A 22,158-nucleotide genomic window follows, 5' to 3' on the forward strand; every position below is an offset into this window, starting at 1 on the left:
TTGCCCGTGAGGCTTGACCATATAACACCCAAGCAATTTGCGCTTAGAAAGCCAGATTGCGGTGTGGTGAAGACGAAACGAACCGAAAGTTTGCGGCTCACACCCGATCACATACCCGATTTGCTGGAACGCTGAAAAGCGCGCTGGCTCAAGAATTTCTTGACGACCATAGAGCATTGGAACCACCTGATCCCATCCCGAACTCAGAAGTGAAACGATGCATCGCCGATGGTAGTGTGGGGTTTCCCCATGTGAGAGTAGGTCATCGTCAAGATTAAATTCCGAAACCCCAATTGCGAAAGCAGTTGGGGTTTTGTTTTGCCCGCAATAAAACACCAGTGGAAGCTCGTGATAAATTTGCACGGTTATTTACCAGCGAGGGCACTAGAATAGTCCTTCCTTAGCTGAGCCAGAGCGCTTTATGCCCGATCCGTCAGACACCGAGAGATTGTCAGATCTACCCCTGAACGATCTGGTGGCATGCCATGAATGCGACCTGTTGATGCGCAAGCCTCGGCTGGCCCATGGCGAAAAAGCCGAGTGTCCCCGTTGCGGATATGAGCTTTACGCACACCGCCACAATGTCGTCGAACGCAGTCTCGCCCTGGTGATCGCCGCACTGCTGTTGTACGTGCCGGCCAACTTCCTACCCATCATGCAGCTCAACCTGCTCGGGCAGTCCTCCCAGGACACCGTCTGGAGCGGTGTAGTCGGCCTGTTCGATACGGGCATGCAGGGCATATCGGTGGTGGTGTTCCTGTGCAGCATGGGCATTCCGCTCCTCAAACTGCTTTGTCAGTTGCTTGTGTTGTTGACCATTCGCCTGAATATCGGGCGCAGCTACGGGCTGTTGCTGTATCGCATTTATCACCATCTGCGCGACTGGGGGATGCTCGAGGTCTATCTCATGGGCGTGCTGGTGGCCATCGTCAAGCTGGCGGACATGGCGGCCATTACCGTAGGGCTCGGCCTGGTGTGCTTTATCAGTTTGTTGCTGGTCCAGGTCTGGTTGGAGGTGGCGATGTCACCGCATCAGATCTGGCAAGCGTTATCAGGAGAGGATGACCATGCGGGCGATTGATGCAGGCATTCTGATCTGTACGGAATGCCATGAGTTGAATCGACAGGACCCTGAGACCGTCAAGCAAACCTGCACCCGTTGCGGCGCACGGGTTCATCCCCGTCGTCCGGACAGCATGATGCGGACCTGGGCGTTGTTGATCACTGCCGCGATTCTTTATATTCCGGCCAACCTGCTGCCGATCATGACCATCAACTCGCTGGGCCAGGGTGCCCCGAGCACGATCATGGCCGGCGTTATCGAGCTGGTGCAGCACGGCATGATCCCTATCGCCGCAGTGGTGTTCATCGCCAGTATCGTTGTGCCCACGTTCAAGTTGGTGGGGATTGCCCTGTTGCTGTTTTCCGTACAACGGCACCAGCCGATGTCGGCGCGCCAGCGCATCCTCATGTACCGTTTCATCGAGTTCATCGGCCGCTGGTCGATGCTGGATATCTTTGTGATCGCCATCCTGGTGGCGGTGGTGAATTTCGGTCGCCTTGCCAGTGTCGAAGCCGGGCTGGGGGCCATCGCTTTTGCCAGCGTAGTGATTTTGACAATGATTGCCGCAGTAACCTTCGATCCCCGACTGATCTGGGATAACACGGAGTCGGATAACGACCATGACTGATTTGCCTACCGCAAAAACCCGACCGGCTTCGAACTGGTCGGCCATCTGGATCCTGCCGTTGATTGCCCTGATCATCGGCGGCTGGCTCGGCTGGCGGGCCTACAACGACACCGGGATCGAGATCAACGTACGCTTCGAAAGCGGCGAAGGCATCCAGGCCAACAAGACCGAAATCGTCTACAAGGGCATGTCGGTGGGCAAGGTGAAGACCCTGACGCTGGACGATGAAGGCAGCTCCAAAGGCGTGATCGCCACCGTTGAGATGAACAAGGACGTCGAGCAATACCTGAAGACCGGAACGCGTTTCTGGCTGGTCAAGCCGAGCGTCAGCCTGGCCGGTATCACCGGCCTGGAAACCCTGGTGTCGGGCAACTACGTGGCGATCAGCCCGGGTGAAGGGGAGTCGACCCGCAAGTTCAAGGCCTTGGCGGAGGAACCGCCGCTGTCGGATTCCAAGCCGGGGTTGCACTTGACCATCAAGGCCGACCGACTGGGTTCGCTGAACCGCGGCAGTCCGGTGTTCTACAAACAGATCCAGGTCGGCCAGGTGAAAAGCTACCTGCTGTCCGAGGATCAGAGCACCGTCGAGATCAAGGTGTTCATCGAGCCGACCTATGCCAGCCTGGTGCGCAAGCACACGCGTTTCTGGAACGCCAGCGGCATCAGCATCGACGCCAACCTGTCGGGCGTAAAGGTGCGTAGTGAGTCCCTGGCGAGCATCGTAGCCGGTGGTATTGCATTCGCCACGCCCGAAGGCCGCAAGGACAGTCCGCCGACAGACCCGAGCCTGCCGTTCAGGCTCTACGAAGACTTTGACGCCGCTGCCGCGGGCATCCGCGTGAAGGTCAAGCTCAGCGACTTCGAAGGCTTGCAGGCCGGCCGTACGCCGGTAATGTACAAAGGCATCCAGGTCGGCAGCCTGAAGAACCTCAAGGTCGATCCGGACCTGTCCAGCGCCACGGCCGAGTTGACCATGGATCCGCTGGCTGAAGATTACCTGGTCACCGGCACCCAGTTCTGGGTGGTCAAGCCATCGATCTCCCTGGCGGGGATCACCGGCCTGGAAGCGTTGGTCAAGGGTAACTACATTGCCGTGCGCCCTGGGGACAAGGGGGGCGCCCCGCAGCGTGAGTTCGAGGCGCGGGCCAAGGCGCCGCCGCTGGACCTGCGTTCACCCGGGCTGCACCTGGTCCTGCTCACCGAGAACCTGGGGTCGCTGGAGGTCGGCAGCCCGATCCTCTACAAACAGGTCAAGGTCGGTTCGGTGCAGAGCTACCAGTTCTCACGCAAGAAAAAGCAGTTGATCATCGGTGTGCACATCGAGAAGGAATACGAAGGACTGGTCAACGGCTCGACACGTTTCTGGAACGCCAGTGGCATCACCCTCACGGGCGGCTTGACGGGCGGTATCCAGGTCAAGAGCGAGTCCCTGCAAAGCCTGATGGCCGGCGGGATTTCCTTTGAGACTCCGGAGCCGAATGTGCCGCTGAAACGGCGGATCCCACGCTTCCGCCTGTTCGAAGACCGTGAAGCGGCACAACAGCGAGGCACTCTGGTGACGATCAAGGTCGATCACGCCGATGGCTTGCGCAGCGGCACGCCGATCCGTTTCAAAGGGTTGGATGTGGGCAAGATCGAAACGGTGGATCTGAGCGCCGATATGCAATCGGTGCTGCTCAGCGCGCGGATCACCGAAGTGCCGGAGCGCATCGCCCGGGTCGGTTCGCAGTTCTGGGTGGTCAAGCCCGAGTTGGGCTTGATGAAGACCTCCAACCTGGAGACCTTGGTAAGCGGCCAGTACATCGAGGTGCAACCTTCGGCGAAGAACCTGGGGCCACAGAAGAACTTCGTGGCCCTTGCCAATCCACCGGAAACGGCCGTGCCAGAAGCCGGCCTGAGCCTGGTATTGAGTGCGGCTCGCCGTGGCTCGTTGAAGATCGGCGTGCCGGTGACCTACCGCGAAATCACGGTGGGCAAGGTCACGGGATATGAATTGGGCCAGACCGCGGATCGGGTATTGATCCATATCCTGATCGAACCCAAGTACGCGCCATTGGTGCGCAGCGGCACGCGATTCTGGAACAGCAGTGGCTTTGGCCTGGACTTCGGTTTGTTCAAAGGCGCAACGGTGCGCACCGAATCGCTGGAGACACTGCTCCAAGGCGGCATCGCCTTCGCCACGCCGGATGGCGAGCGGATGGGCAGCCCGGCACGACCGGAGCAGACCTTCGCGCTGTTCGATAAATTCGAAGATGAATGGCTGACCTGGGCACCCAAGATCAAGATCGATAAGTAGGGATTCGCGAGCAGGCTCGCTCCCTCAAGGGATCACCCGCTCGCCAAGGGGCCTGAACAAAAACACCGAGCAATAAAAAAGGCCGCGATCCATGGATCGCGGCCTTTTTCATGCCCGGCGATTCACCTCACACCGGGTCCAGCTCCGGCTCGTCGGCCTGTGCGTTCACCGTGGCTTTGACCGCATCGCGGCGACGGATGTACTTCCAGTCCGCCTCGTCGATGTAGATCCCGCTCGGGCCGCTGCCACCTTCCAGATCGATGGCGACACTGGCGCAGACCTGCGGCTTCACGCTCGCCAGGATCGGCACGAAGCCCAGTTGCAGGCTGGTTTCCAGCAATGCGGCCTGGTTCTTCTCGTCGATGTCCGCCGCTTCGTCCAGGTAGTACGGCAAGCGCACGCGACCGGCCTGTTCACGGTCCATCAGGTGCAGCAACAGGTACATGTTGGTCAGCGCCTTGATGGTCATGGTGGTGCCGTTGGACGCCGCACCGTCGATGTCGGTGTGGATGACGGGCTGGCCATTGACCTTGGTGATCTCGAAGGCCAGTTCGAACAGGTCCTTGAGGCCGAGTTGGTTGTGGTTCGCCGCCACCAGGCGCGCCAGGTATTCCTTGGCCTCTTCGTTCTTGTTGTCCTGTTCCGCGCTCTGGCTGAGGTCGAACACCGACAGGGTTTCGCCTTCCTCGTACTGGCCGGCGCTGTGGATGATCTGGTCGATGTGCTTGAGGGCTTCCTTGTTCGGCGCCAGGACGATACGGAAGCTCTGCAGGTTGGACACCTGGCGCTTGTTGATCTCGCGGTTGAACAGGGCCAGTTGGTGTTCGAGGCTGTCGTAGTCGCTGCGAATGTTGCGCAGGGTCCGGGCGATGTCGGTCACCGCCGCGCGCCGTGCCTTGCCCAGGGTCAGGGCTTCGTCGGTACGGTGGGCATAGGCGTTGATCAGCAGTTGCAGGCGCCGCTCCATGTCGTCTTCGCTGTCGAACTTGGCGACACCCTTGAGGCGTACCTGGGCGTACAGCGCTTCGATCTGGCCATCGACCCGCAGCAGGCCTTGCCAGCTGTCCTGGTAGTCATTGAGCAGCGGCAACAGGTTGTCCATGGAGTCGTCGACCGGGTCCATGAACGGCGTGCCGAACGGCAGGTCCGCCGGCAGCAACTGGCGGCGACGCAGGGCGTCGTCGAGAGTGCGCTGCTTGGCTTCCATGTCGGCGATCTGGCGGCCCACCAATTGCAGCTTGGCGGAGAGTTGCTGGACACGTTCGGTGAAGGCATCGCTGGAACGCTTGAGCTCGTCCTGGGCGGCTTCCATCTGCGCCAGTTGTTCCAGTTTCTCGCCTTCCTCGGCGCTCAGTGTCTGGGTGCGACGGAAGTCTTCCAGGGCTTTCTGCGCGTCCAGGACCTGCTGGTACAGCGCTTCGGTCTGGGTCTTGCTTGCCGCACGGTCGGCCGCGACGGCCTGCTGTGTCTTGAGCTGCTTGAGTTCTTTTTCCAGGCGTTCCTTCTGGTCGCGCAACGCGGCACGGTCGGCCAGTGCCTGCAAGGCGGGAGGTTCGATGTGAGACAGGTCGATGGCCAGGCCCGGTACTTCGAAGCGCTCACCCTTGAAGCCGTCGAGGATCAGTTCCAGGGATTTGACCCATTGGCCGTCCTCGTCCAGCGCGATGCCGTGTTCGCCCAGTGGCAGGCTGAACAGGGCGCTGTTGAACAGGCGCATCAGGCGTTCGACGTCCTGCTGGGAGAACTCCTCGCGCAGGCGCGCATAGCTGTTGTTGTCGGCGTGATCGAGTTGCTGCTTGACTGACTTCAGGCGCTTTTCCAGGTCCCGCAGACGCTCGTCCAGGTCCTCGGCGCTGAACTGCCGGGACTGGGCCAGGGCGCCGGCCAGTTCGTCGTGGGCGTCCTTGGCGGCGAGCAACTGCTGCTCCAGGAGCTTGACGTCATCGACCAGGGCAAACCGATGCTTGAGCACCGAGAGTTCGCCGAGCCAGCGCTGGATGCCGGTTATTTCCCGCTCCAGGCGCATCAGTTCCTGGGTGCCGCCGCGCTGGTCGTTTTGCAGTGAGTCCTGCTCGTTGCGGTAGTGTTCGGCCTGGAGGGTCAACTCTTCCTTGCGCGCACTGGCGTAGTCCGACCAGGTGCCGAGCAGCGAGTCGAGCAGCGGCGACAGGCGATGCAGTTTGCCGCGCAGGATGTCGCGCTGCTTCACGCCATTGGCCAGGGCTTCCACCAATGGGCCGGCGGCCACCAGGGAGTTGTAGTCCTGTTCCATGCGTCGTACGTCGCGGAAGGCTTCTTCGCACGCGGCGATGTAGTCCACGCTGCCGGAGCGCAGGCTGTGTTCGAACGCGTCGAGGAACAGCTGCTTGAGCTTGGCCGCGGTGATTTCGCGCATGTGCAGCAGGTTGATGAACAGTGCGCGGAAGGTCTTGAGGCTCTGCTCGCTGGTGGAGCGCAGCGGGATCAGCGTCAGGTCCAGGGGAATCGAGGTGTGGCCACCCACCAGCAGGCGGCGCAGCTCATCCGGCTTGAGTTCATAGGCTTTCAGGCCTTCGCGCTCAAGGTTGGTGAACAGCTCCTTCTGGCGCAGGCAGGTGTCATCTTTCTGATAGTGAGCCAGGTCCAGCTTGCCGGCGTAGGCAAAGAACTGGTGGCCGAAACCGCCGCCGGGGCCGCGACCGACCACGCCGATGACGTGCGGGCCATGGGGCAGGGCGACTTCCACGAGGATGTAGCTGGTGTCCGAGGCAAAGTAGAAACGCCGGGATTGTTCCAGGCTGTACTTGCCGAAGCTCATGTCCGACATGCGCGCCAGAATCGGGAACTGCAAGGCGTTGATCGAGGCGGATTTACCGAGGTTGTTCGCGCCATACACCGACAGCGGTTCTTCCAGCGGAAACAGGCCGAGGCTGTAGCCGGCGGTGTTCAAAAGGGCGAAGCGGCGGATGCCGTAGCGTTCCTGGCTCATGCGTCGGTCTCCTGTTCTTCGGCAATGGCGCGGGCCAGTGCATCTTCTTCGCTCTCGTCTTCAAAAGGGGCCAGGTCGAGCGGGTCGTCGGTCTGCAGCAGTTTCTCGTCGCTGTCTTCGTCGATCAGCACCGGCGCCGGCAACGGCAGCACGCTGTGCACGCTGGCGGCCAGGTCACGGTCCTGCTGGACCGACAGGCAGACGTCGAGGAAGCGGTGCATCGGCGGCAAGAAGCGGTACACGCCGTTGTCTTCGCTGGCGAAACCCAGCTGGGTCATGCGGCGCATGATTTTTTCTTCCAGTTCTTCCTGGGTCTGGACTTCGGCCTGGATGAACAGGTCACGGTACTTTTCCAGCAGCGACGGCAGCTCATCGCGGCCCAGGCTGCCGCCGTCGAGTACGGCGATCGGGTCGCGGCCCTGGTCGGCCAGGTGTTCGACCAGGATGAACGTGAACAGGGCCAGGCGCTGGGCGGTCTTGTTCACCGCGGCGGCGGCCAGGTCCGGCACGAAGTAATAAAAGCCGCGGGTGTCGCACACCAGTTCGAAGCCCAGGGCCTTGAACAAGGTGCGGTACTGGTCCTGGAAGTTGGACAGTTGGGCGTACAACTCCGGGTCGCGCCGGCTGACGTGGTAGCCCTTGAACAGCTCGCGGAAGATCGGCGCCAGCTGGGACAGTTCGGATAGATCAAGATGCATGGGGGATGCTCGCAGAATCCTCGGCAGCGTTGTCGCGGGCCGAGAGCAGGGCGAAGGAGCGCAGGCTGACCTGATGCTCGTGAGTGTGGTATTCGCGGCGTTCCAGACGCTCGCGCTTGAAACGTTTTTCCCGCGACAGGCGCGAGAACCAGTACAGCAATTCGTCGGTGGCGCTGTCCGGCTCCTGCTCCAGCAGCCAGGTCATCAGGTCCGGCATCGGCAGCGCCTCTTCGCAGCGCTCGACCATCTCGCGTGCGGTGCGCGGCGCGCGTGGGGCGTCGCCACCCTTGTGGGTCTTGTGGGACTTGGGGAAGCGCGCCGGTTTCGGCTCGAAGCGGGCCAGGGCGTAGACATAGGCTTCCACCTGGCCGGCACTGCCGAGGAAGGTACTTTGCGGCCGGGTGAACAGCGGCATGGCCGCCTGGGGCACGGCATCGAGGCCTTTGCGGCGGATGGCGGCCAGGGCCAACGCGGCGCCACGGGTCACGGCGTTGTGACGGCGGGCTTCTTCGCGCAGCGGCAGCAACAGTTCACGGGCATGACGCAGGGTCAACTGGGCGCTGGTCTGCATCTCGAGGATACGGGCGTGGGTGCGCAGCAGCATGTCGTCGTCCACCAGGTGGCCGAGGCGCTGTTGTTCGGTGAGCATGCGCAACAGCACGTTCTCGACCTTGCGCACGCCTTGCTCGAAGGCACCGTCGGCGTTTACCAGCTGGATCATCGGCTCGACGTATTCGTCCCAGGTTGCCAGCACTTCGGCGTAGCGCTGGCGCAGCGGGATCTGCCGGTCGCTGGTCTTGGCGCGTTCGGCCACGGCCACCAGGGCCTGTTCGTCATTGGTGAGTTTTTTCAGGACGTCCCGCACGCGCATGTCCAGCAGGCGCAACTGGCGGGCTAGGTCATTGCCGTCGCGCACGTCGAAGGCGTCCTGGATATAGCCGGCCAGGCGTTCGAGGTGGCGCAGGTAGGCTTCGATCTCCAGGCACAGGCCCAGGCGGTGTTCGCGACGCAGGTAGGCGAGGAAGTCGTGGATCTGGGCATTCAGCTCGAAGCGGTTCGGGCTTTTTGCCACCGGCACCAGGATGTCCAGGCGGATCCACACGTCCAGCAGATTGGTGATGTCCTGGGGCGTGCTGTCCAGTTGTTGGGCGGCCAGTTGTGAACGCAGTTCGTTGAGGCTCAGGGTGCCCTGGTCGAAGTGCTCGCACAAAGGTTCCAGCAATGCCCAGTGTTCAGCGAGGGCGCGCAAGACGCGCTTGGGTTCGATCATCGCAATGGCCGTCGGGTTGGCAATTAAAAGCGGCGATTGTACTGCATCGGGCCGGTTGCGATTCACCCCCGAGACGGACTGTCGTACGGATCGGCCAACTATTGGCTCAACAGGGAAGCGATCCGCGTCGAAGGGCGGTAGAATCCCTCCCACTTTCCGTTATCCACAAGTGGCCGACCCTTGCTTATCGAGTCCCGTCGCCGCGCCTATCTGACCGCCATGCAGGTGGTCAGCTGGCTGCCGCGTACCGAATTGCCCTTCGCCGCCCCGTCGCGGCCCGAGCTGCTGGACACGCCCGAGCCGCTGGACGTTGCGCCGGTGCCGGCGATGCCGGTGGCCAGGGCGCCGGTCGAATCGTCGGTGCCGACGCCCGAGCGGCCTAAACCCGAGCGGCCGAAAATCGAAGTGCCACGTCCGAGCCAGGCGGCGGTTCGTAGCCCCGCCAAACCGATGGAGGAGGCCGAAGAGGCTCCGGCCCCGGTCAAGGCCCCTCCGGTCGCGCCACCGCGTTTCGCCTTGCAATTGCTGCGGGCCGGGCGTTGCCTGTTGCTGGTGGAGTTGCCCACCGGCGAGCCGTTCCAGAGCCGAGACCCGGCCTATCTGCTGCTCAAGGACATGCTGCGCGCCGCCGGCCTGCCGGACAGCCCGCAGATCATCGGCGAGCCGGTGCGCTGGCCGTTGTTGTCGCGCGGGGCCCTGGACCAGGGGCCGGAGGCGGCGCGGGATTTCGTCCAGGGATTTGTCTCGGCCCGGCTCGAGGACGAGCCCTGCGTGTGCCTGTGGCTGATCGGCCTGCCGGCGGTGAAGTTCGCCGGCGAGGCGGACGCGCAGGCATTCAATCGCGAACTGCAGGTCGAAGGCCTGGGCTCGGCTTGGGCGTTGCCCGGGCTGGAACTGTTAATGGAAACGCCACAGCGCAAGGCTGACGTCTGGCAAGCCATGCGCCGGCTGATGGCGCGTTGGAAAGAATCGAATGAGTGACGCTGTATCGTTCCGCCCGATGACCGAGGCGGACCTCGACGCTGTGCTGAAAATCGAATACGCCGCCTACAGTCACCCCTGGACCCGGGGCATCTTTCTCGACGGGCTGGGCAAGTACCAGATCTGGCTGATGTTCGAAGGCCAGCAGCAGGTGGGTCATGGCGTGGTCCAGGTCATCCTGGATGAAGCGCACCTGCTCAACATCACCGTCAAGCCGGAAAACCAGGGCCGCGGCCTGGGCTTGCGCCTGCTGGAACACCTCATGTCCATCGCCTACAAGGCCGAGGCCCGGGAATGCTTCCTGGAAGTGCGCGATAGCAACCGCACGGCGTTCCGGCTGTATGAGCGCTACGGTTTCAACGAAATCGGCCGCCGCCGCGATTACTACCCGGCGGTGGGCGGGCGTGAAGACGCAGTGGTCATGGCGTGTACGCTGGTGGATTGATGTTCCAAGGGGCATGACGCATGCCCCTGTGGGAGCGGGCTTGCTCGCGAAATGCGGCATATCAGCTAACGAATTTTTGACTGACACACCGCTTTCGCGAGCAAGCCTGCTCCCACATGAGAGGTCTAGCGCTTGCCATCCAGCGGATCGATATCGGCCATTTCGGCCTCGTCCAGGCCATCGCCGCCACCGATGTCATCCTCATCCACCACGCTCAGGTCCCAATCCGCCTGGCCATCGTCGCCCGCTTCGAGGGCATCCCGGGCGCCGTCTTCGCGAATCAGGGTCTCGGGGCTCAGGTCGTCGTCGGTCGGCTGGTGATCATCCGTCGAGGCGCCGGTCAGGCCCGCTTCGCGCACCCGCTCACGGGGCATCAGGTGTTCGCGCTCGGTTTCCGGCAACTCGTCGCCGATCTTCGCGCTGGGCTGTTCGTCGTCGAAGGCCAGCTCGTGCATCGAGCCCATGCGGTCTTCGTTGTCGTCGATCGGTTCCGGTTGCGCTGCGTCGAAGGGACGTCGTGAATCATTCATGGCAATTCCTCATACTGTGTTACTGGGTGGACCCGCCGCCGTGCCGAGAATTCCAACGGCATCACCGAAGTGACCTCGACAGCCGGTCGGCTGTCAAAGTTGCGCACTATTCTCGAGGGCAAGAAGCATGAACGAATTACAAGATCTGATTGATAACAACGCGCGCTGGGCCGATGCGATCAAGCAGGAGGATCCTGACTTCTTCGCCAAGCTGGCTCGCCAGCAGACCCCGGAGTACCTGTGGATCGGCTGTTCCGACGCGCGGGTGCCCGCCAACGAAATCGTCGGCATGTTGCCGGGCGACCTGTTCGTCCACCGCAACGTGGCCAACGTGGTGCTGCACACCGACCTCAATTGCCTGTCGGTGATCCAGTACGCGGTGGACGTGCTGAAGGTCAAGCACATCCTGGTGACCGGCCACTACGGCTGTGGTGGCGTGCGGGCTTCGATGCAGGACCGCCAGTTGGGCCTGATCGACGGTTGGCTGCGCTCGATCCGCGACCTGTACTACGAGCACCGTGAGACGCTGGCCCAATTGCCCACCGAAGAGGAGCGCGTGGATCGCCTGTGCGAGCTCAACGTGATCCAGCAGGTGGCCAACGTCGGCCATACCAGCATTGTCCAGAACGCCTGGCATCGCGGGCAGAAGCTGTCGATCCACGGTTGCATCTACGGCATCAAGGACGGGCGCTGGAAAAGCCTGGACACCACCATCAGTGGTTTCGAGCAGTTGCCGCCGCAGTATCGGTTGCGTCCCGTCGGCGCGCCGTGACGTCGGTGGGTCAATCGCGATGACACCGATGGCGCCATTGCTGTAGGAACTTCATCCCCTGCTCGTTGGGCGGTTCGTCATAACCTGTGATCCAACCGTGACAGTTGGACGAACCGCACCGACAGGCAAACTGGCGATACAGCTTCTGTTCGGTGCTGGCGTGGTCGGTGGTCAGGCTGTCGCCCCTGACGATGCGGGTCAGGGCCCACAGCCACAATTCGCTCATGTCGAGAAAGACGTTCGGGTTGCAGGAATGCTCCAACAGGCCGGCGAAGTGCGGGTCGTACATGTGCACATCCGGCAATACCTGCAGTGTGTGCGGGCCTCGTCGGCCCACCAGCAGCCCCGAAACCCGGCAGATGCGTTCCATCGGGGCGAAGTTTCGTTGAGTGATGACGGCGAAACCGCGGCCGTCCGCTGTCCGCAGGATTTGAAAATCCCGGACCGAGGGATACTGCAGCCGCGTACTGAGTGCCTTTTGGGGATAGATGCAATCCCCGATCCGCGAACGGGCTTGATATGGACTGGAAGTAGTCATGACTGTCCTTGTCTGCAAGGTAAGCTTTCAGCGCCGGCGATCCTGCCAACACTCGTCGTACTCCACAGCTTCCCCCAAGTCCTGCCTGATGGCTACTGTCAACTCTGACAGGCGCGCCGAGCGCTTGCCCCTGTCAGCGCGCGCTGACAGAGGCAAAGGGCTTTGGGCTTATACCGGTTCGGCAGGCAACGGCATCGGTGCCTTGAGTTGCGGAAGTTGTGTCTTGATCGCCGGCGTATCGCAGGTTTTAGCCGCTTCTTCCGGAGTCAGCTTGCGAATCGTGGTGTAGAACAGCTCGCAGGTCTTCTCCTTTTGCGTGACTTGCCAGGTCTGCGTGCACTGGTTCAACTGCGTGGTCGGGTCGGTGCCCGGTTTGCTGCCCATGCCGGCTTGCCAGCAGGCCGCGCTCAGGTCCTGGCCCATGACCTTCAGGCCCGCCGCATCGGCCTTGGCTTCATCCCCGTCGTAGTTGTCCTTGTCGGCGGCATACCAGATATAGCTCGGGTGGTTGGAGCCCAGCACCGGGACCGGGGTGCCGCCAGCCGGCGTGATGGTTGCCAGGCCGAGCACGTTCACGGTTTGGCCGTACTGGGTCTTGATCCAGTTCCGCACGGGAGCGCCGAAGGCCACCATGGGCAGCGAGGCGCCGCCGGCGGTCTGTGTCAACTGCTTGACCATGGTGGTCTGGTAGGCGTTGAAGTAACCGTAGAGCCCTTCCAGGGTCTGACCGGCGTTGGACGGGGCCGCGATGGGGGCGATGTCGATGATGGTCTGGTAGCCCGGCGTCTGCGCGGCGGGGATGCCGTTGTCGGTCAGCAGCGAGGCCCAGCGGTCAGTGGTGGCCGACTCGAGGTAATCCTGGGCCTGGGTCAGGGAGTAATCCGGCGGGAAGTGCAGCAGCTCGATGCTCTTGCGGTTTTCCAGGGCCATGCCCAGAGGTAGGAACAGGTACCAGTTGTAGGCCCATTTCTTCTCGCTGTTGAGTTTCGTCGCGCCGGTGTAGGCCAGGTCTCCGGCATTGAGCAGCGCCGTCAACGGCTGGCCATAGCCCTTGGGCACTCCGCTGATGTGGGCGTAAACCTTGTCCTTGTCGCGTTTGACGCTGACCTTGGCCGTGCCATAGCCGTCGCGCTGCACGCTCTGGGTCAGGTAGTGCTCGACGGTCTGCTCCAGGGTCCAGTTGCGGAAGCAAATGACGTTGCAGTTGTTGGGGTAGGCGAAGAGGCGGGTGACGCGTTCGGTGCTGCCCAGCTGTACATCGATATCGGCCGCGTGGGCGGCGGCACTGAAGGCCAGGGCGGCAAGAGAACATACGGCGAGTTTTGACATGCTCAGATCCTTTTCAGCGTGGAGACCCCTCGATAGGGTGTCTCCATACTGAAACAGACCGAGCCGAAGAAACAGTGGGCCAAGGGAAATATCAGCGTTTTTTATGGCTTTATGGCATCACTGGCGGCAAATAAGACAACGTCGTTCCCAGCGCCCACAACAGCGCCAGCACCAGGGGCGTATGCACCAGCAATTGCACGAACGAGAACCCGATCAGGTCCCTGGCCTTGAGCCCCAGCACGCCCAGCAGCGGCAGCATGTAGAAGGGGTTTATGAGGTTCGGCAAGGCTTCGGCCGCGTTGTAGATCTGCACCGCCCAGCCCAGGTGGTAGTTCAGGTCATTCGCCACCTGCATGACGTAGGGCGCCTCGATGATCCACTTGCCACCGCCCGAGGGAATGAAGAATCCCAGCACCGCCGAATAGACGCCCATCAGCAACGCGTAGGTGTCATGGGACGCGACTTGTACGAAAAAGGTCGAGATGTGGTGGGCCAGCGTCTGGGCATCAGTGCCCTTGACGGTGGTCAGCAACGCCGCGATCGAGCCGTACAGCGGAAACTGGATCAGCACGCCGGTGGTGGTCGGCACCGCGCGGGCCACGGCGTCCAGAAAACTGCGGGGCCGCCAGTGCAGCAGCGCCCCCAGCATCAGGAACAGGAAGTTGTAGGTATTGAGCCCGGAGATGGCGCTGATCGCCGGCTTCGTCGAAAACTCATGGAACAGCCAGCCCGCGGCCAGCAGCACCAGCGCGATGGTCAGCAGCGGGCTGTGCTCCAGCCATTCGCCGGGCCGGGTGCGAGGTTGCAACGCCGGCATGCTGAAGCTCGGATCGATGCCGCACGCGGCGGCGTCGCGGGCGCTGTTCGGCCCTGGGGCGGTCGCGTAGGCGACGATTAACGAGATCACGATCAGCGCCAGCAGCATCACCCCGGACTGCCAGAGAAAAATGGTCTGGGTGAATGGAATCACCCCGGTGATCGACAGGATCGACGGCGGCAGGCTCGCCGGGTTGGCCTGCAACTGCGCGGCCGACGACGACAGCCCCAGGGCCCACACCGCCCCCAGTCCAAGATAGGCGGCGGCACCGGCGGCGCGATAATCCATCTTCAACTCGGTGCGACGGGCGAGGGCGCGCACCAGCAAGCCGCCGAATACCAGCGACAGCCCCCAATTGAGCAACGACGCGACCATCGAGATCAACGCCACCCAGGCGACGGCGGAGCGGCCATTGCCCGGGATCCGCGCCAGGCGATCGATCAACCTCACGGCCGGCGGCGAGCTGGCGACCACATAGCCGCCGATGACCACGAAGGCCATCTGCATAGTGAACGGGATCAGGCTCCAGAACCCATCGCCGAAGGCCATGGCCGCCGCCGTGGGCGTGGCACCGATGAATTGCGTTGCCACGGCGACCACCAATACCGCCAGCGCGGCGAAGACCCAGGAGTCGGGGAACCAGCGCTCGGCGAAACTGGAACAGCGCAAGGCGAAGCGGGCGCTACGGCTGTCTTCGATGTCGGTGGTCACGGTCGTTACCTCGATTCTTATGATTGGTCTTGAGGGGGCTCTGGAGCGGTGAGGCTCCGACAACGGTAGAACAATCCACTGACCATGAAAGCGGGGCCGTGGTTCGCGAGCCGGCAGGAATATTCACCGCCGACCAACGGTACTCTTCAGAAAAGATTTGCCGGGCCGATGGCAAGGGAAAGGAACTGTCAACTCTCCTGCCTGGAGCATGCTCTATGTTCAACAATCGCCTGAAGCAGGAGCTGTTGGCTCTTCGCCAAGAACTGTCCAGTCTCATGCAGGTAAAGGAAAGCCTGGATCGAGAAATGCTGGCCATGACCCTGGATGTCGACGGACGCATCCAGACGGTCAATCAGAACTTTCTCGATCAAATGCAGTACCGGAGCCAGGACCTGATCGGCCGTCCGGTCGAGGACCTGGTCCCGGCCTACCTGAGATCCAACGAGTTCCAGCTTCGCTTCAAGACGGCGCTGACCCGTGGCGAGCATTTTTCCGGTGCCGTACGTATTTTGCGTGGCAACGGCCAGGAAGCCTGGCTGCGTTCGATCCTGCAACCGGTACTCAATGCCGAGGGGCGGATCCGTTTTTTCTCGATGTACTCCAACGACCTGACCCGCACGATCGAGGGTTCGCGCGAGCATGAAAACCTGATCGGTGCGCTCGTGCGTTCCACGGCAGTGATCGAGTTCGACCTGGAGGGCCACGTGCTGTCGGCCAACGACCGTTTCCTCAATGCCATGGGATACAACCTGGCGCAGATCAAGGGCAAGCATCACCGCATGTTCTGTGAGCCGGAGGAATACAACAGCCCGTCTTACCAGCATTTCTGGAAGCGCCTGAACAGTGGTGAGTTCGTCGCCGGTCGCTTCAAGCGCATTGACAGCAACGGTCGCGAAGTCTGGTTGGAGGCGTCCTACAACCCGGTGCTCGACGCCAACGAGCGGTTGTACAAGGTGGTCAAGTTCGCCACCAACATCACCGATCAGGTCAACCAGGAAAAAGCCGTCGCCGAGGCCGCCAACATCGCCTACAGCACCTCGTTGCAAACCGATAACAGCGCCCAGCGCGGCACCACGGTGGTGACCCAGGCGGTGGACGTGATGCGCGACCTGGCCCGGCACATGCAAACCGCCGGCGAAGGCATCGAAGCACTCAATGAGCAGTCCCTGGTGATCGGGACCATCGTCAAGACCATCAGCGGCATCGCCGAACAGACCAACCTGCTGGCGCTCAACGCCGCGATCGAGGCGGCCCGGGCCGGCGAGCAGGGCCGTGGCTTTGCGGTCGTGGCCGATGAGGTCCGGCAGTTGGCATCGCGTACCAGCCAGGCGACGGATGAGATTGTCGGCGTGGTTCGCCAGAACCAGGACATGGCGCGCAACGCCGTGGCGCTGATGACCGACGGCCAGCACCAGGCCGAGCAAGGCCTTGCCCTGGCCGCCGAAGCGGGCTCGGTGATCGTCGAGATCCAGGACGGAGCCAAGAAGGTGGTCGATGCGGTGAGCCAGTTCGCCAACCAGCTGTCCACCTGATGCTATGAAGTTATTGTTTTTTACATATTAATTATTGTTATACGATAATTTCGTGGCTATGTTTTGGGCTCCCTTTATTGATGGAGCCCTCACATGTCATCGAATCGTCTTGCCTCTTACAGCCAGCGCATGGCCGCCATCACGCTTGTCTTCATTGTCGTGATGATGGTCGTCAACACTGGCGCCTGGCTGTTTCCCGATGTGGCCGCACGCTATGGCCTGGGTTTCGCCCTGACTGAGCGTCAGTTGTCGAGCATGTCCGAAGACGCGATGCACTTGGCCGGTTGGCAACGACTGGGCGCCATCCTCTTGTCCAGTATCCCGTTGCTGGCCCTGGCACTCGGGCTGGCTAACCTGCGTCAACTGTTCAAGCGTTACGCCCAGGGCCTGTATTTTTCCAGCGAAGCCGCGGTGTATCTGGGCAGGACCGGGCGTGCGGTCGCGTTGTGGGTCCTGCTGGATTTCCTCTGTGAGCCGTTCCTCAGCCTGCTGATGACGATCCACGCGCCAGTCGGCCAGCGCTTGCTGACCCTCAGCGTGACCGCGCCGTCGTTTGTCGCTTTGTTTCTCGCGGCCTGTATTGCGATCATTGCCCGGATACTGTCCCAGGCCAGTGAAGTCGATTCAGAAAACCGAACCTTCGTTTGAGATCCCCATGCCTATCGTGATTCAACTTGATGTGATGCTGGCGCTGCGCAAGGTCAAATCCAAGGACCTGGCCGCCGGTATCGGCATAACGGAAGCCAACCTTTCCTTGCTCAAACAAGGAAAGGTCAAGGGCATACGCCTGGCGACCCTCGAAGCCATTTGCAGCTACCTGGACTGCCAGCCTGGCGACCTGCTGGTCTACCAGCCGCCGGGCGAGGGCGATCAGTCTCCCAGCGCCTGACCCTCGCGGCGTGGATCCGCGCCGCCGGCCAAAGCGGCTTTCCCTTGGGCATCACGCACCCGGACGATTGCCTGGGTGCCGCTGGTCATGTCGATTTCGCTGACTGCGTGGCCTTTGTCTTTCAGTGCCTGGATCAGCGTCGGGCTGAACTGGCCCTGCTCCAATTCGGTAGGGCCGTTGCGGCTGCCGAAGTTGGGCAGGTTGATGGCGGTTTGCGGGTCAAGGTTCCAGTCCAGCAAGCCGATCACCGACTTGGCAACGTATTCGATGATTTGCGAGCCACCCGGTGAGCCGACGGTGGCCATCCACTCACCGCTCTGGCGATCGAAGATCAGCGTCGGTGCCATGGAGGAACGCGGACGCTTGCCAGGTTCGACGCGATTGGCAACTTTTTGCCCGTTCTCTTCGGGAATGAACGAGAAGTCGGTCATCTGGTTGTTGAGCATGAACCCCTGGACCATCAAGTGTGAGCCGAACGCCGACTCTACCGTGGTGGTCATGGACACGGCGCCCCCCTGATCGTCCACGGCTACCACTTGGGACGTGGAGATGCGCAGCGGCGAGCGGTCCGGCGCATAAGCCACCTGGATGCCCGGCGGTGTGCCCGGCTTGGCGACACCCATGCTGCGAGGGCCGATAAGGCTGGCACGGCTGGCCAGGTAGCCGGGATCCACCAGGCCTTTGACCGGTACGGGGACAAAGTCCGAGTCGGCGACATATTGCGCGCGATCGGCATAAGCCAGGCGTTCGGCCTCGGCGATCAGGTGCACCGCTTCGGGCGCGGGCTCGATGCCGGCCGGCTTATCGGTCTTGTGGGGTTTGAGGGGCGCAAGGGCCAGGCGACCGTCGCGCTGCTCCAGGGCCTGCAAGGTGCCGAGGATTTGCGCCACGGCGATCCCGCCGGAGGACGGTGGCGCCATGCCGCAGACCTGCCAGCGCTTGTAGTCGGTGCACAGGGGCGCCCGCTCCTGGGCGGTGTAGCTTTTGAGGTCGTCCAGCGACAGGCTGCCGGGATTGGCATGGGCACGGACCTTGGCGACGATCTCTTCGGCCACGGGGCCTTGGTACAACGCGTCGGCACCTTCGTTGGCGATGCGCTTGAGCACACCGGCCAGTGCCGGGTTTTTCAACAGGGTGCCGACCGCTTTCGGGCTGCCATCGGCATTCAGGAAATACTTCGCCATGTCCGGTGAGCCCGGCAAGGACGGATCGGCAGCGATCATTGAATGCAATCTCGGCGAGATCGCGAAACCCTGTTCCGCCAGGGCGATGGCCGGCTCGAACAGCGTCGCCCATTTCAACCGGCCGTGTTTGCGATGGGCCAGTTCCAAGGCCCGTAGTACTCCTGGCGTCCCCACCGAGCGACCGCCGATCTGGGCGGCGGTAAACCCCATGGGCTTGCCGTCGGCTTGCACGAAAAGCTTTTCCGTGGCGCCGGCCGGTGCCGTCTCGCGACCATCGTAAGTGCGCACGGCCTTGCCATCCCACAGCACGATAAACGCACCGCCGCCGATGCCCGAAGATTGCGGTTCTACCAGCGTCAGCACTGCTTGCATCGCAATCGCCGCATCGATGGCCGAACCGCCGCGCCGCAGCATTTCTCGCCCGGCCTCGGCCGCCAGCGGGTTGGCCGCGGCCGCCATGTGCCGGGTGGCATGTTGGGTTTGCAGGTCGGTGCGGTAGCCGGAAGCGATCTCCGGCGCGCTGGGCAATGCCGGTGTCGTCGAGGAGGGTGGGGCCTTGCAGGCGACGAGGGCCAGGGCTACAGCCAGCAGCGAAACGGCTGACAGGCGTTGAAGGTTCGATGGCTGATGTGTGGGCACGTGTCGCTCCATCCGTGGGCCAGGGGTAGGGAGATCGACTGTAGCGATGCGAGGCGTGTGGCGCAAATCAGCGGCTGTCGGAGCGGGCGTGTAACGAGTGGGTTCGCGGCTGCTGCAAAAAGGCTGGGGCCAATGCTTTTCTCGAGGCATAAAAAAACGGCTTATCTTTCGATAAGCCGTTTTTAGTACTTGGTGGCTACACAGGGACTTGAACCCCGGACCCCAGCATTATGAATGCTATGCTCTAACCAACTGAGCTATGTAGCCAAGTGGCGCGCATTATTCGCCGCTAACGAAGAAGTGTCAAGCGTAAATCTGAAATATTTCTCTGCGCTTTCAACTGCTTATCCGTCCTCGCTGCAAATGCCCGTCAACCGAGTTGAAATCTCCCTGTGTTGGCACTCAAGGCCTGGCTTCCCTGGCTCAGGGTGTCTGCTGCCAGGTTCACCGCGCGGGCGCCTTCCAGGAGGCGCATCGCAGCCTGGTCGACTTGCTGGATATTGCCGCTGACCTCGTCGGCGGTGCTGGCCTGTTCATCCACGGCGGTGGCGATTTGCGCCAGGGTATCGGTGACGCTCTGCACGGCGCTGGCAATTTCCCCCAGGCGTTCGCCCAGGCCGGTGACGGCTTGCGCATCGGTCTGGGCCTGGCCACAGGCCGCTTCCATCAGGCTGACCGCTTCGTCGACCGTGGCGCGCAGGCTGTCGACGGTGGCGGCAATCTGTTGCGTGGACGACTGGGTCCGTTGCGACAGGCTGCGGACCTCGTCGGCCACCACGGCGAAACCACGGCCCTGTTCCCCGGCGCGAGCGGCCTCGATGGCGGCGTTGAGGGCCAGCAGGTTGGTTTGTTCGGCCACGCCGCGGATGGTGTCGACCACCAGTTGGATCTGTTGCCCCTGCTCGCTGACCCGGCCCAGCGCGGCGGCGGTGTCGTTCAGGCGCTGGTTGAGTTGCTGGATGCTCGTGGTGGTGCGCTGGCTGTCGCGGCTGCTGTCGGTGGCGATGCGTCGGGTTTGCTGGGCGCTGTCGGAGGCCTGCTCACAACTTTTCGCGACGCCCTGGGACGTCGCCGCCAGTTGTGTGGCCGCGGCGGCAATCTGGCTGATCTGCATCTGCTGGGCTTCGACTTCGCCCAAGGCACCGCTGGAGTGGGTGTTGAGGGTGCGCACGGCATTGCTCAACTGCAACGTCTCGTGGTCCACCCCCAGCAGGCTGTTGCGCAACTGCACCACGGCGACGTTGAGCGCGGTGCTGATGGCCGCCAGTTCGTCGCGTCCTTGTACCGGCACTTGCAGGCTGAGATTACCGTCACGCAGGGCTTCGGCCAGTAGGGTGATGCCGCTGGCGCTGCGCCGGATCGACGCTTGCAGGCAAACGAACAGGTAGAGCGCCGCCAACAGCAGGCAGCCCAGCACCGTTGCGACCAGGGCGAACTGGCGGACGGCCGAGCCGTGGTAGTGGTCCAGCCGCGTATCCAGGGCCACCAGCGATTGCTGGCGCAGGGTCGCCAGGTCGGCCAGCAGCGTGTCCATGTGTTTCTCGAAGGCGTCCGGCTTGAGCGTGATGGAACCACCGAATACCCCGTCATCCAGCACTTTCAAGCCGGCATCTAGGTTCTTGAGGCTGCCCTGGTACTGGCCGGCCCAGGTCTGCAAATCGCTGGGCAGGCGCGTTTCCAGCAGCGCGCCGGTCTTGACCAGTTGGTCCCGGGCGTCGCCGATGCGGCTGCGCAGGTCTCGCAGTTGCAGGCGGCTCTGCAAGGAGAACTGACCCGATACCACCGAAGCCTGGCCGACGCTGGTCAGGCGACCGACCCGTTCGATCAGGTCCGGGGTCTGCTGGGTGGAGATCTGGGTCAACAGATAGGTTTCCAGCCAGGAGGCGAGGTTCAGGCGGTTGTCCATCACCATCTGCTCACGCAACGCTTGCAAAGAACTGAGGGCGGCGGTGAAACGATCATAGCCGTCCGGCCACCAGCCCACTGCGCCGAGGCTCTTCGAATCCAGGCCGTTGAGGCTGTTGTGCAAGGCCTGGAAGCGGGCGAGGGTGTCGGCCTCGGCACCTTCGGCTTGCAAGGTTGTGCCCAGGTCATTGGCGGCCTGGACGAGGGCCGGTTGCACGGCATCGAACGCCGCCATGGCCGCCAGCGTCGCCGGGGTCGGTTGACGATTGGTTTCCGTGGCGCGCCAACGTGCCGCACGGTTGCGCTGGGCGGTGAGCAGATTGTCCAGGTTGTCCAGGGCCAGCAATTGGCGTACCCCGGCGCGCTCCCCGGAAATCAGGCTGAGTTTGTCCCGATAGTCCTGGCCGATGAGCCACAGGCTGCCCATGAGCGGCAGGATGAAAAGCAGGAAAAGCAGTTGGAATTTACGGGCGAAGCCGAAACGCCCCAACAATCTGATGCCTGGTGATAGAAAAGCCTGCATGCCCATACTCCCCTGAACACCTGCGCACTGTTTTTGTGCGTTTTTACACGCGTGCTGAAACAGGTGCCCTTTTAAAAGGCCTCGAAAGTTTGTCCAAATCGGCTCTGTAGGCCAGCTCTGTAGCGAAACTTCCCATTCTCGGTCCCCTTTGTAAGGGGCCGCGTCGTAGGGCATTTACAAGGCAAGATTCAGACCATGGCGTTGGGCTATCACCCTGTTTGCAGGGCATTTCTTTCCAGAGCTGCTGCACCTCGATGGGCCACCTCATCGCACTGAAAAATGGCACCGTGGGTGAGCGAGCCCGCTTGCCACGACACGACTCGCTGAACCAGCACCTCCAACCGGTACCGTCGCCTTCGCGAGCAGGTCCACTTCCCTGTGCAATTGCGACCAAAGTACCGATTTGTATAAGTCTTAAGTTGATGTTGTAGAAATAAGGC

General features: G+C 62.3%; 17 protein-coding genes, 1 tRNA gene, 1 rRNA gene and 2 pseudogenes. 11 read left to right on the forward strand and 10 right to left on the reverse strand.

Annotated elements, in window-relative coordinates:
- Positions 1-158: 158 nt before the first annotated feature.
- The 4 genes from rrf (at position 159) to AD664_RS15200 (ending at position 3,987) form a co-directional block, all read left to right on the forward strand.
- Positions 159-274: ribosomal RNA gene (gene rrf, locus AD664_RS15185) — 5S ribosomal RNA — on the forward strand.
- Between the two features lie 147 nt (positions 275-421).
- Positions 422-1,081 carry a paraquat-inducible protein A gene (locus AD664_RS15190; protein ID WP_047735988.1) on the forward strand — a complete coding sequence of 220 codons (660 nt, stop codon included), beginning with the start codon at positions 422-424 and terminating at the stop codon, positions 1,079-1,081.
- Complete coding sequence (locus AD664_RS15195; protein WP_053147629.1) at positions 1,068-1,691, forward strand: paraquat-inducible protein A; 624 nt, start codon at positions 1,068-1,070, stop codon at positions 1,689-1,691. Before AD664_RS15190 ends, AD664_RS15195 begins: the two co-directional genes overlap by 14 nt.
- Positions 1,684-3,987 (forward strand): PqiB family protein, encoded by a 2,304-nt coding sequence (locus AD664_RS15200; protein ID WP_053147631.1) that lies wholly within the window; start codon positions 1,684-1,686, stop codon positions 3,985-3,987. The genes AD664_RS15195 and AD664_RS15200 overlap by 8 nt, the downstream gene beginning before the upstream one ends.
- Before the next feature lie 127 nt (positions 3,988-4,114).
- Here the strand turns inward: AD664_RS15200 and mksF are convergent, their stop codons facing one another.
- Genes mksF through mksB form a run of 3 tightly spaced genes read right to left on the reverse strand, consistent with a single transcriptional unit; the run spans position 4,115 to position 8,923 of the window.
- On the reverse strand, positions 4,115-6,955 hold the full coding sequence (gene mksF, locus AD664_RS15205) for an Mks condensin complex protein MksF (RefSeq protein WP_053147633.1): 2,841 nt from the start codon (positions 6,953-6,955) through the stop codon (positions 4,115-4,117).
- A complete protein-coding gene (gene mksE, locus AD664_RS15210) occupies positions 6,952-7,653 on the reverse strand; it encodes an Mks condensin complex protein MksE (protein ID WP_024778194.1) in 702 nt (233 codons plus the stop codon). Before mksE ends, mksF begins: the two co-directional genes overlap by 4 nt.
- Positions 7,643-8,923: an Mks condensin complex protein MksB gene (gene mksB / locus AD664_RS15215; protein WP_053147635.1), complete on the reverse strand. Its 1,281-nt coding sequence runs from the start codon at positions 8,921-8,923 to the stop codon at positions 7,643-7,645. The genes mksE and mksB overlap by 11 nt, the downstream gene beginning before the upstream one ends.
- Before the next feature lie 180 nt (positions 8,924-9,103).
- On the opposite strand from mksB, the gene AD664_RS15220 reads away from it, so the two are divergent.
- The gene (locus AD664_RS15220; RefSeq protein ID WP_083454206.1) at positions 9,104-9,904 is read left to right on the forward strand and encodes an energy transducer TonB; all 801 of its coding nucleotides are present in this window, start codon (positions 9,104-9,106) and stop codon (positions 9,902-9,904) included.
- Positions 9,897-10,349, forward strand: a complete 453-nt coding sequence (gene rimI, locus AD664_RS15225) for a ribosomal protein S18-alanine N-acetyltransferase (protein WP_053147639.1) — start codon at positions 9,897-9,899, stop codon at positions 10,347-10,349. Before AD664_RS15220 ends, rimI begins: the two co-directional genes overlap by 8 nt.
- A gap of 125 nt (positions 10,350-10,474) precedes the next feature.
- Here the strand turns inward: rimI and AD664_RS15230 are convergent, their stop codons facing one another.
- Positions 10,475-10,879 carry a hypothetical protein gene (locus AD664_RS15230; RefSeq protein WP_053147641.1) on the reverse strand — a complete coding sequence of 135 codons (405 nt, stop codon included), beginning with the start codon at positions 10,877-10,879 and terminating at the stop codon, positions 10,475-10,477.
- Positions 10,880-11,006: 127 nt separating this feature from the next.
- On the opposite strand from AD664_RS15230, the gene can reads away from it, so the two are divergent.
- Positions 11,007-11,651, forward strand: a complete 645-nt coding sequence (gene can, locus AD664_RS15235) for a carbonate dehydratase (protein WP_042729252.1) — start codon at positions 11,007-11,009, stop codon at positions 11,649-11,651.
- 10 nt (positions 11,652-11,661) lie between these two features.
- Here the strand turns inward: can and AD664_RS15240 are convergent, their stop codons facing one another.
- From AD664_RS15240 to AD664_RS15250, 3 genes are all read right to left on the reverse strand, one after another.
- Positions 11,662-12,189 carry a hypothetical protein gene (locus tag AD664_RS15240; protein WP_053147642.1) on the reverse strand — a complete coding sequence of 176 codons (528 nt, stop codon included), beginning with the start codon at positions 12,187-12,189 and terminating at the stop codon, positions 11,662-11,664.
- Positions 12,190-12,357: 168 nt separating this feature from the next.
- Entirely contained in the window at positions 12,358-13,518 is a 1,161-nt protein-coding gene (locus tag AD664_RS15245) for a hypothetical protein (RefSeq protein ID WP_042729254.1), read from the reverse strand.
- A 109-nt stretch (positions 13,519-13,627) separates the two neighbouring features.
- Positions 13,628-15,046: a short-chain fatty acid transporter gene (locus AD664_RS15250; protein ID WP_042729255.1), complete on the reverse strand. Its 1,419-nt coding sequence runs from the start codon at positions 15,044-15,046 to the stop codon at positions 13,628-13,630.
- 314 nt (positions 15,047-15,360) lie between these two features.
- On the opposite strand from AD664_RS15250, the pseudogene AD664_RS28185 reads away from it, so the two are divergent.
- From AD664_RS28185 to AD664_RS15265, 4 genes and pseudogenes are all read left to right on the forward strand, one after another.
- Positions 15,361-16,038, forward strand: a pseudogene (locus tag AD664_RS28185) (PAS domain-containing protein); the annotation flags it as partial.
- Positions 16,039-16,146: 108 nt separating this feature from the next.
- Positions 16,147-16,578, forward strand: a pseudogene (locus AD664_RS28190) (methyl-accepting chemotaxis protein); the annotation flags it as partial.
- Positions 16,579-16,671: 93 nt separating this feature from the next.
- Complete coding sequence (locus AD664_RS15260; RefSeq protein ID WP_053147644.1) at positions 16,672-17,226, forward strand: DUF2975 domain-containing protein; 555 nt, start codon at positions 16,672-16,674, stop codon at positions 17,224-17,226.
- A 7-nt stretch (positions 17,227-17,233) separates the two neighbouring features.
- Positions 17,234-17,467 carry a helix-turn-helix transcriptional regulator gene (locus tag AD664_RS15265; protein WP_042729258.1) on the forward strand — a complete coding sequence of 78 codons (234 nt, stop codon included), beginning with the start codon at positions 17,234-17,236 and terminating at the stop codon, positions 17,465-17,467.
- Here AD664_RS15265 and ggt read toward each other — a convergent pair.
- The 3 genes from ggt to AD664_RS15280 all read right to left on the reverse strand — a co-directional run bounded on the left by ggt (position 17,449) and on the right by AD664_RS15280 (position 21,718).
- Positions 17,449-19,290 carry a gamma-glutamyltransferase gene (gene ggt / locus AD664_RS15270; protein ID WP_256207105.1) on the reverse strand — a complete coding sequence of 614 codons (1,842 nt, stop codon included), beginning with the start codon at positions 19,288-19,290 and terminating at the stop codon, positions 17,449-17,451. The two genes, AD664_RS15265 and ggt, sit on opposite strands and share 19 nt — an antisense overlap.
- Before the next feature lie 190 nt (positions 19,291-19,480).
- Positions 19,481-19,557: transfer RNA gene (locus AD664_RS15275), tRNA-Met, on the reverse strand.
- Positions 19,558-19,660: 103 nt separating this feature from the next.
- Positions 19,661-21,718, reverse strand: coding sequence for a methyl-accepting chemotaxis protein (locus AD664_RS15280; RefSeq protein WP_053147702.1), 2,058 nt, complete (start codon positions 21,716-21,718; stop codon positions 19,661-19,663).
- Between the last annotated feature and the right edge of the window lie 440 nt (positions 21,719-22,158).

It is taken from the genome of Pseudomonas sp. P97.38, from assembly GCF_001269745.1.
Lineage (GTDB): Bacteria > Pseudomonadota > Gammaproteobacteria > Pseudomonadales > Pseudomonadaceae > Aquipseudomonas > Aquipseudomonas chlororaphis_E.

What these genes read in the sequence shown, in the direction of transcription:
- AD664_RS15260 (WP_053147644.1), top strand. Translation starts at nt 16,672, where the DNA reads ATGTCATCGAATCGTCTTGCCTCTTACAGCCAGCGCATGGCCGCCATC.
- AD664_RS15280 (WP_053147702.1), bottom strand. Translation starts at nt 21,718, where the DNA reads ATGCAGGCTTTTCTATCACCAGGCATCAGATTGTTGGGGCGTTTCGGC.
- AD664_RS15200 (WP_053147631.1), top strand. Translation starts at nt 1,684, where the DNA reads ATGACTGATTTGCCTACCGCAAAAACCCGACCGGCTTCGAACTGGTCG.
- mksB (WP_053147635.1), bottom strand. Translation starts at nt 8,923, where the DNA reads ATGATCGAACCCAAGCGCGTCTTGCGCGCCCTCGCTGAACACTGGGCA.
- AD664_RS15195 (WP_053147629.1), top strand. Translation starts at nt 1,068, where the DNA reads ATGCGGGCGATTGATGCAGGCATTCTGATCTGTACGGAATGCCATGAG.
- mksE (WP_024778194.1), bottom strand. Translation starts at nt 7,653, where the DNA reads ATGCATCTTGATCTATCCGAACTGTCCCAGCTGGCGCCGATCTTCCGC.
- mksF (WP_053147633.1), bottom strand. Translation starts at nt 6,955, where the DNA reads ATGAGCCAGGAACGCTACGGCATCCGCCGCTTCGCCCTTTTGAACACC.
- rimI (WP_053147639.1), top strand. Translation starts at nt 9,897, where the DNA reads ATGAGTGACGCTGTATCGTTCCGCCCGATGACCGAGGCGGACCTCGAC.
- AD664_RS15265 (WP_042729258.1), top strand. Translation starts at nt 17,234, where the DNA reads ATGCCTATCGTGATTCAACTTGATGTGATGCTGGCGCTGCGCAAGGTC.
- AD664_RS15240 (WP_053147642.1), bottom strand. Translation starts at nt 12,189, where the DNA reads ATGACTACTTCCAGTCCATATCAAGCCCGTTCGCGGATCGGGGATTGC.
- AD664_RS15245 (WP_042729254.1), bottom strand. Translation starts at nt 13,518, where the DNA reads ATGTCAAAACTCGCCGTATGTTCTCTTGCCGCCCTGGCCTTCAGTGCC.
- AD664_RS15230 (WP_053147641.1), bottom strand. Translation starts at nt 10,879, where the DNA reads ATGAATGATTCACGACGTCCCTTCGACGCAGCGCAACCGGAACCGATC.
- AD664_RS15190 (WP_047735988.1), top strand. Translation starts at nt 422, where the DNA reads ATGCCCGATCCGTCAGACACCGAGAGATTGTCAGATCTACCCCTGAAC.
- can (WP_042729252.1), top strand. Translation starts at nt 11,007, where the DNA reads ATGAACGAATTACAAGATCTGATTGATAACAACGCGCGCTGGGCCGAT.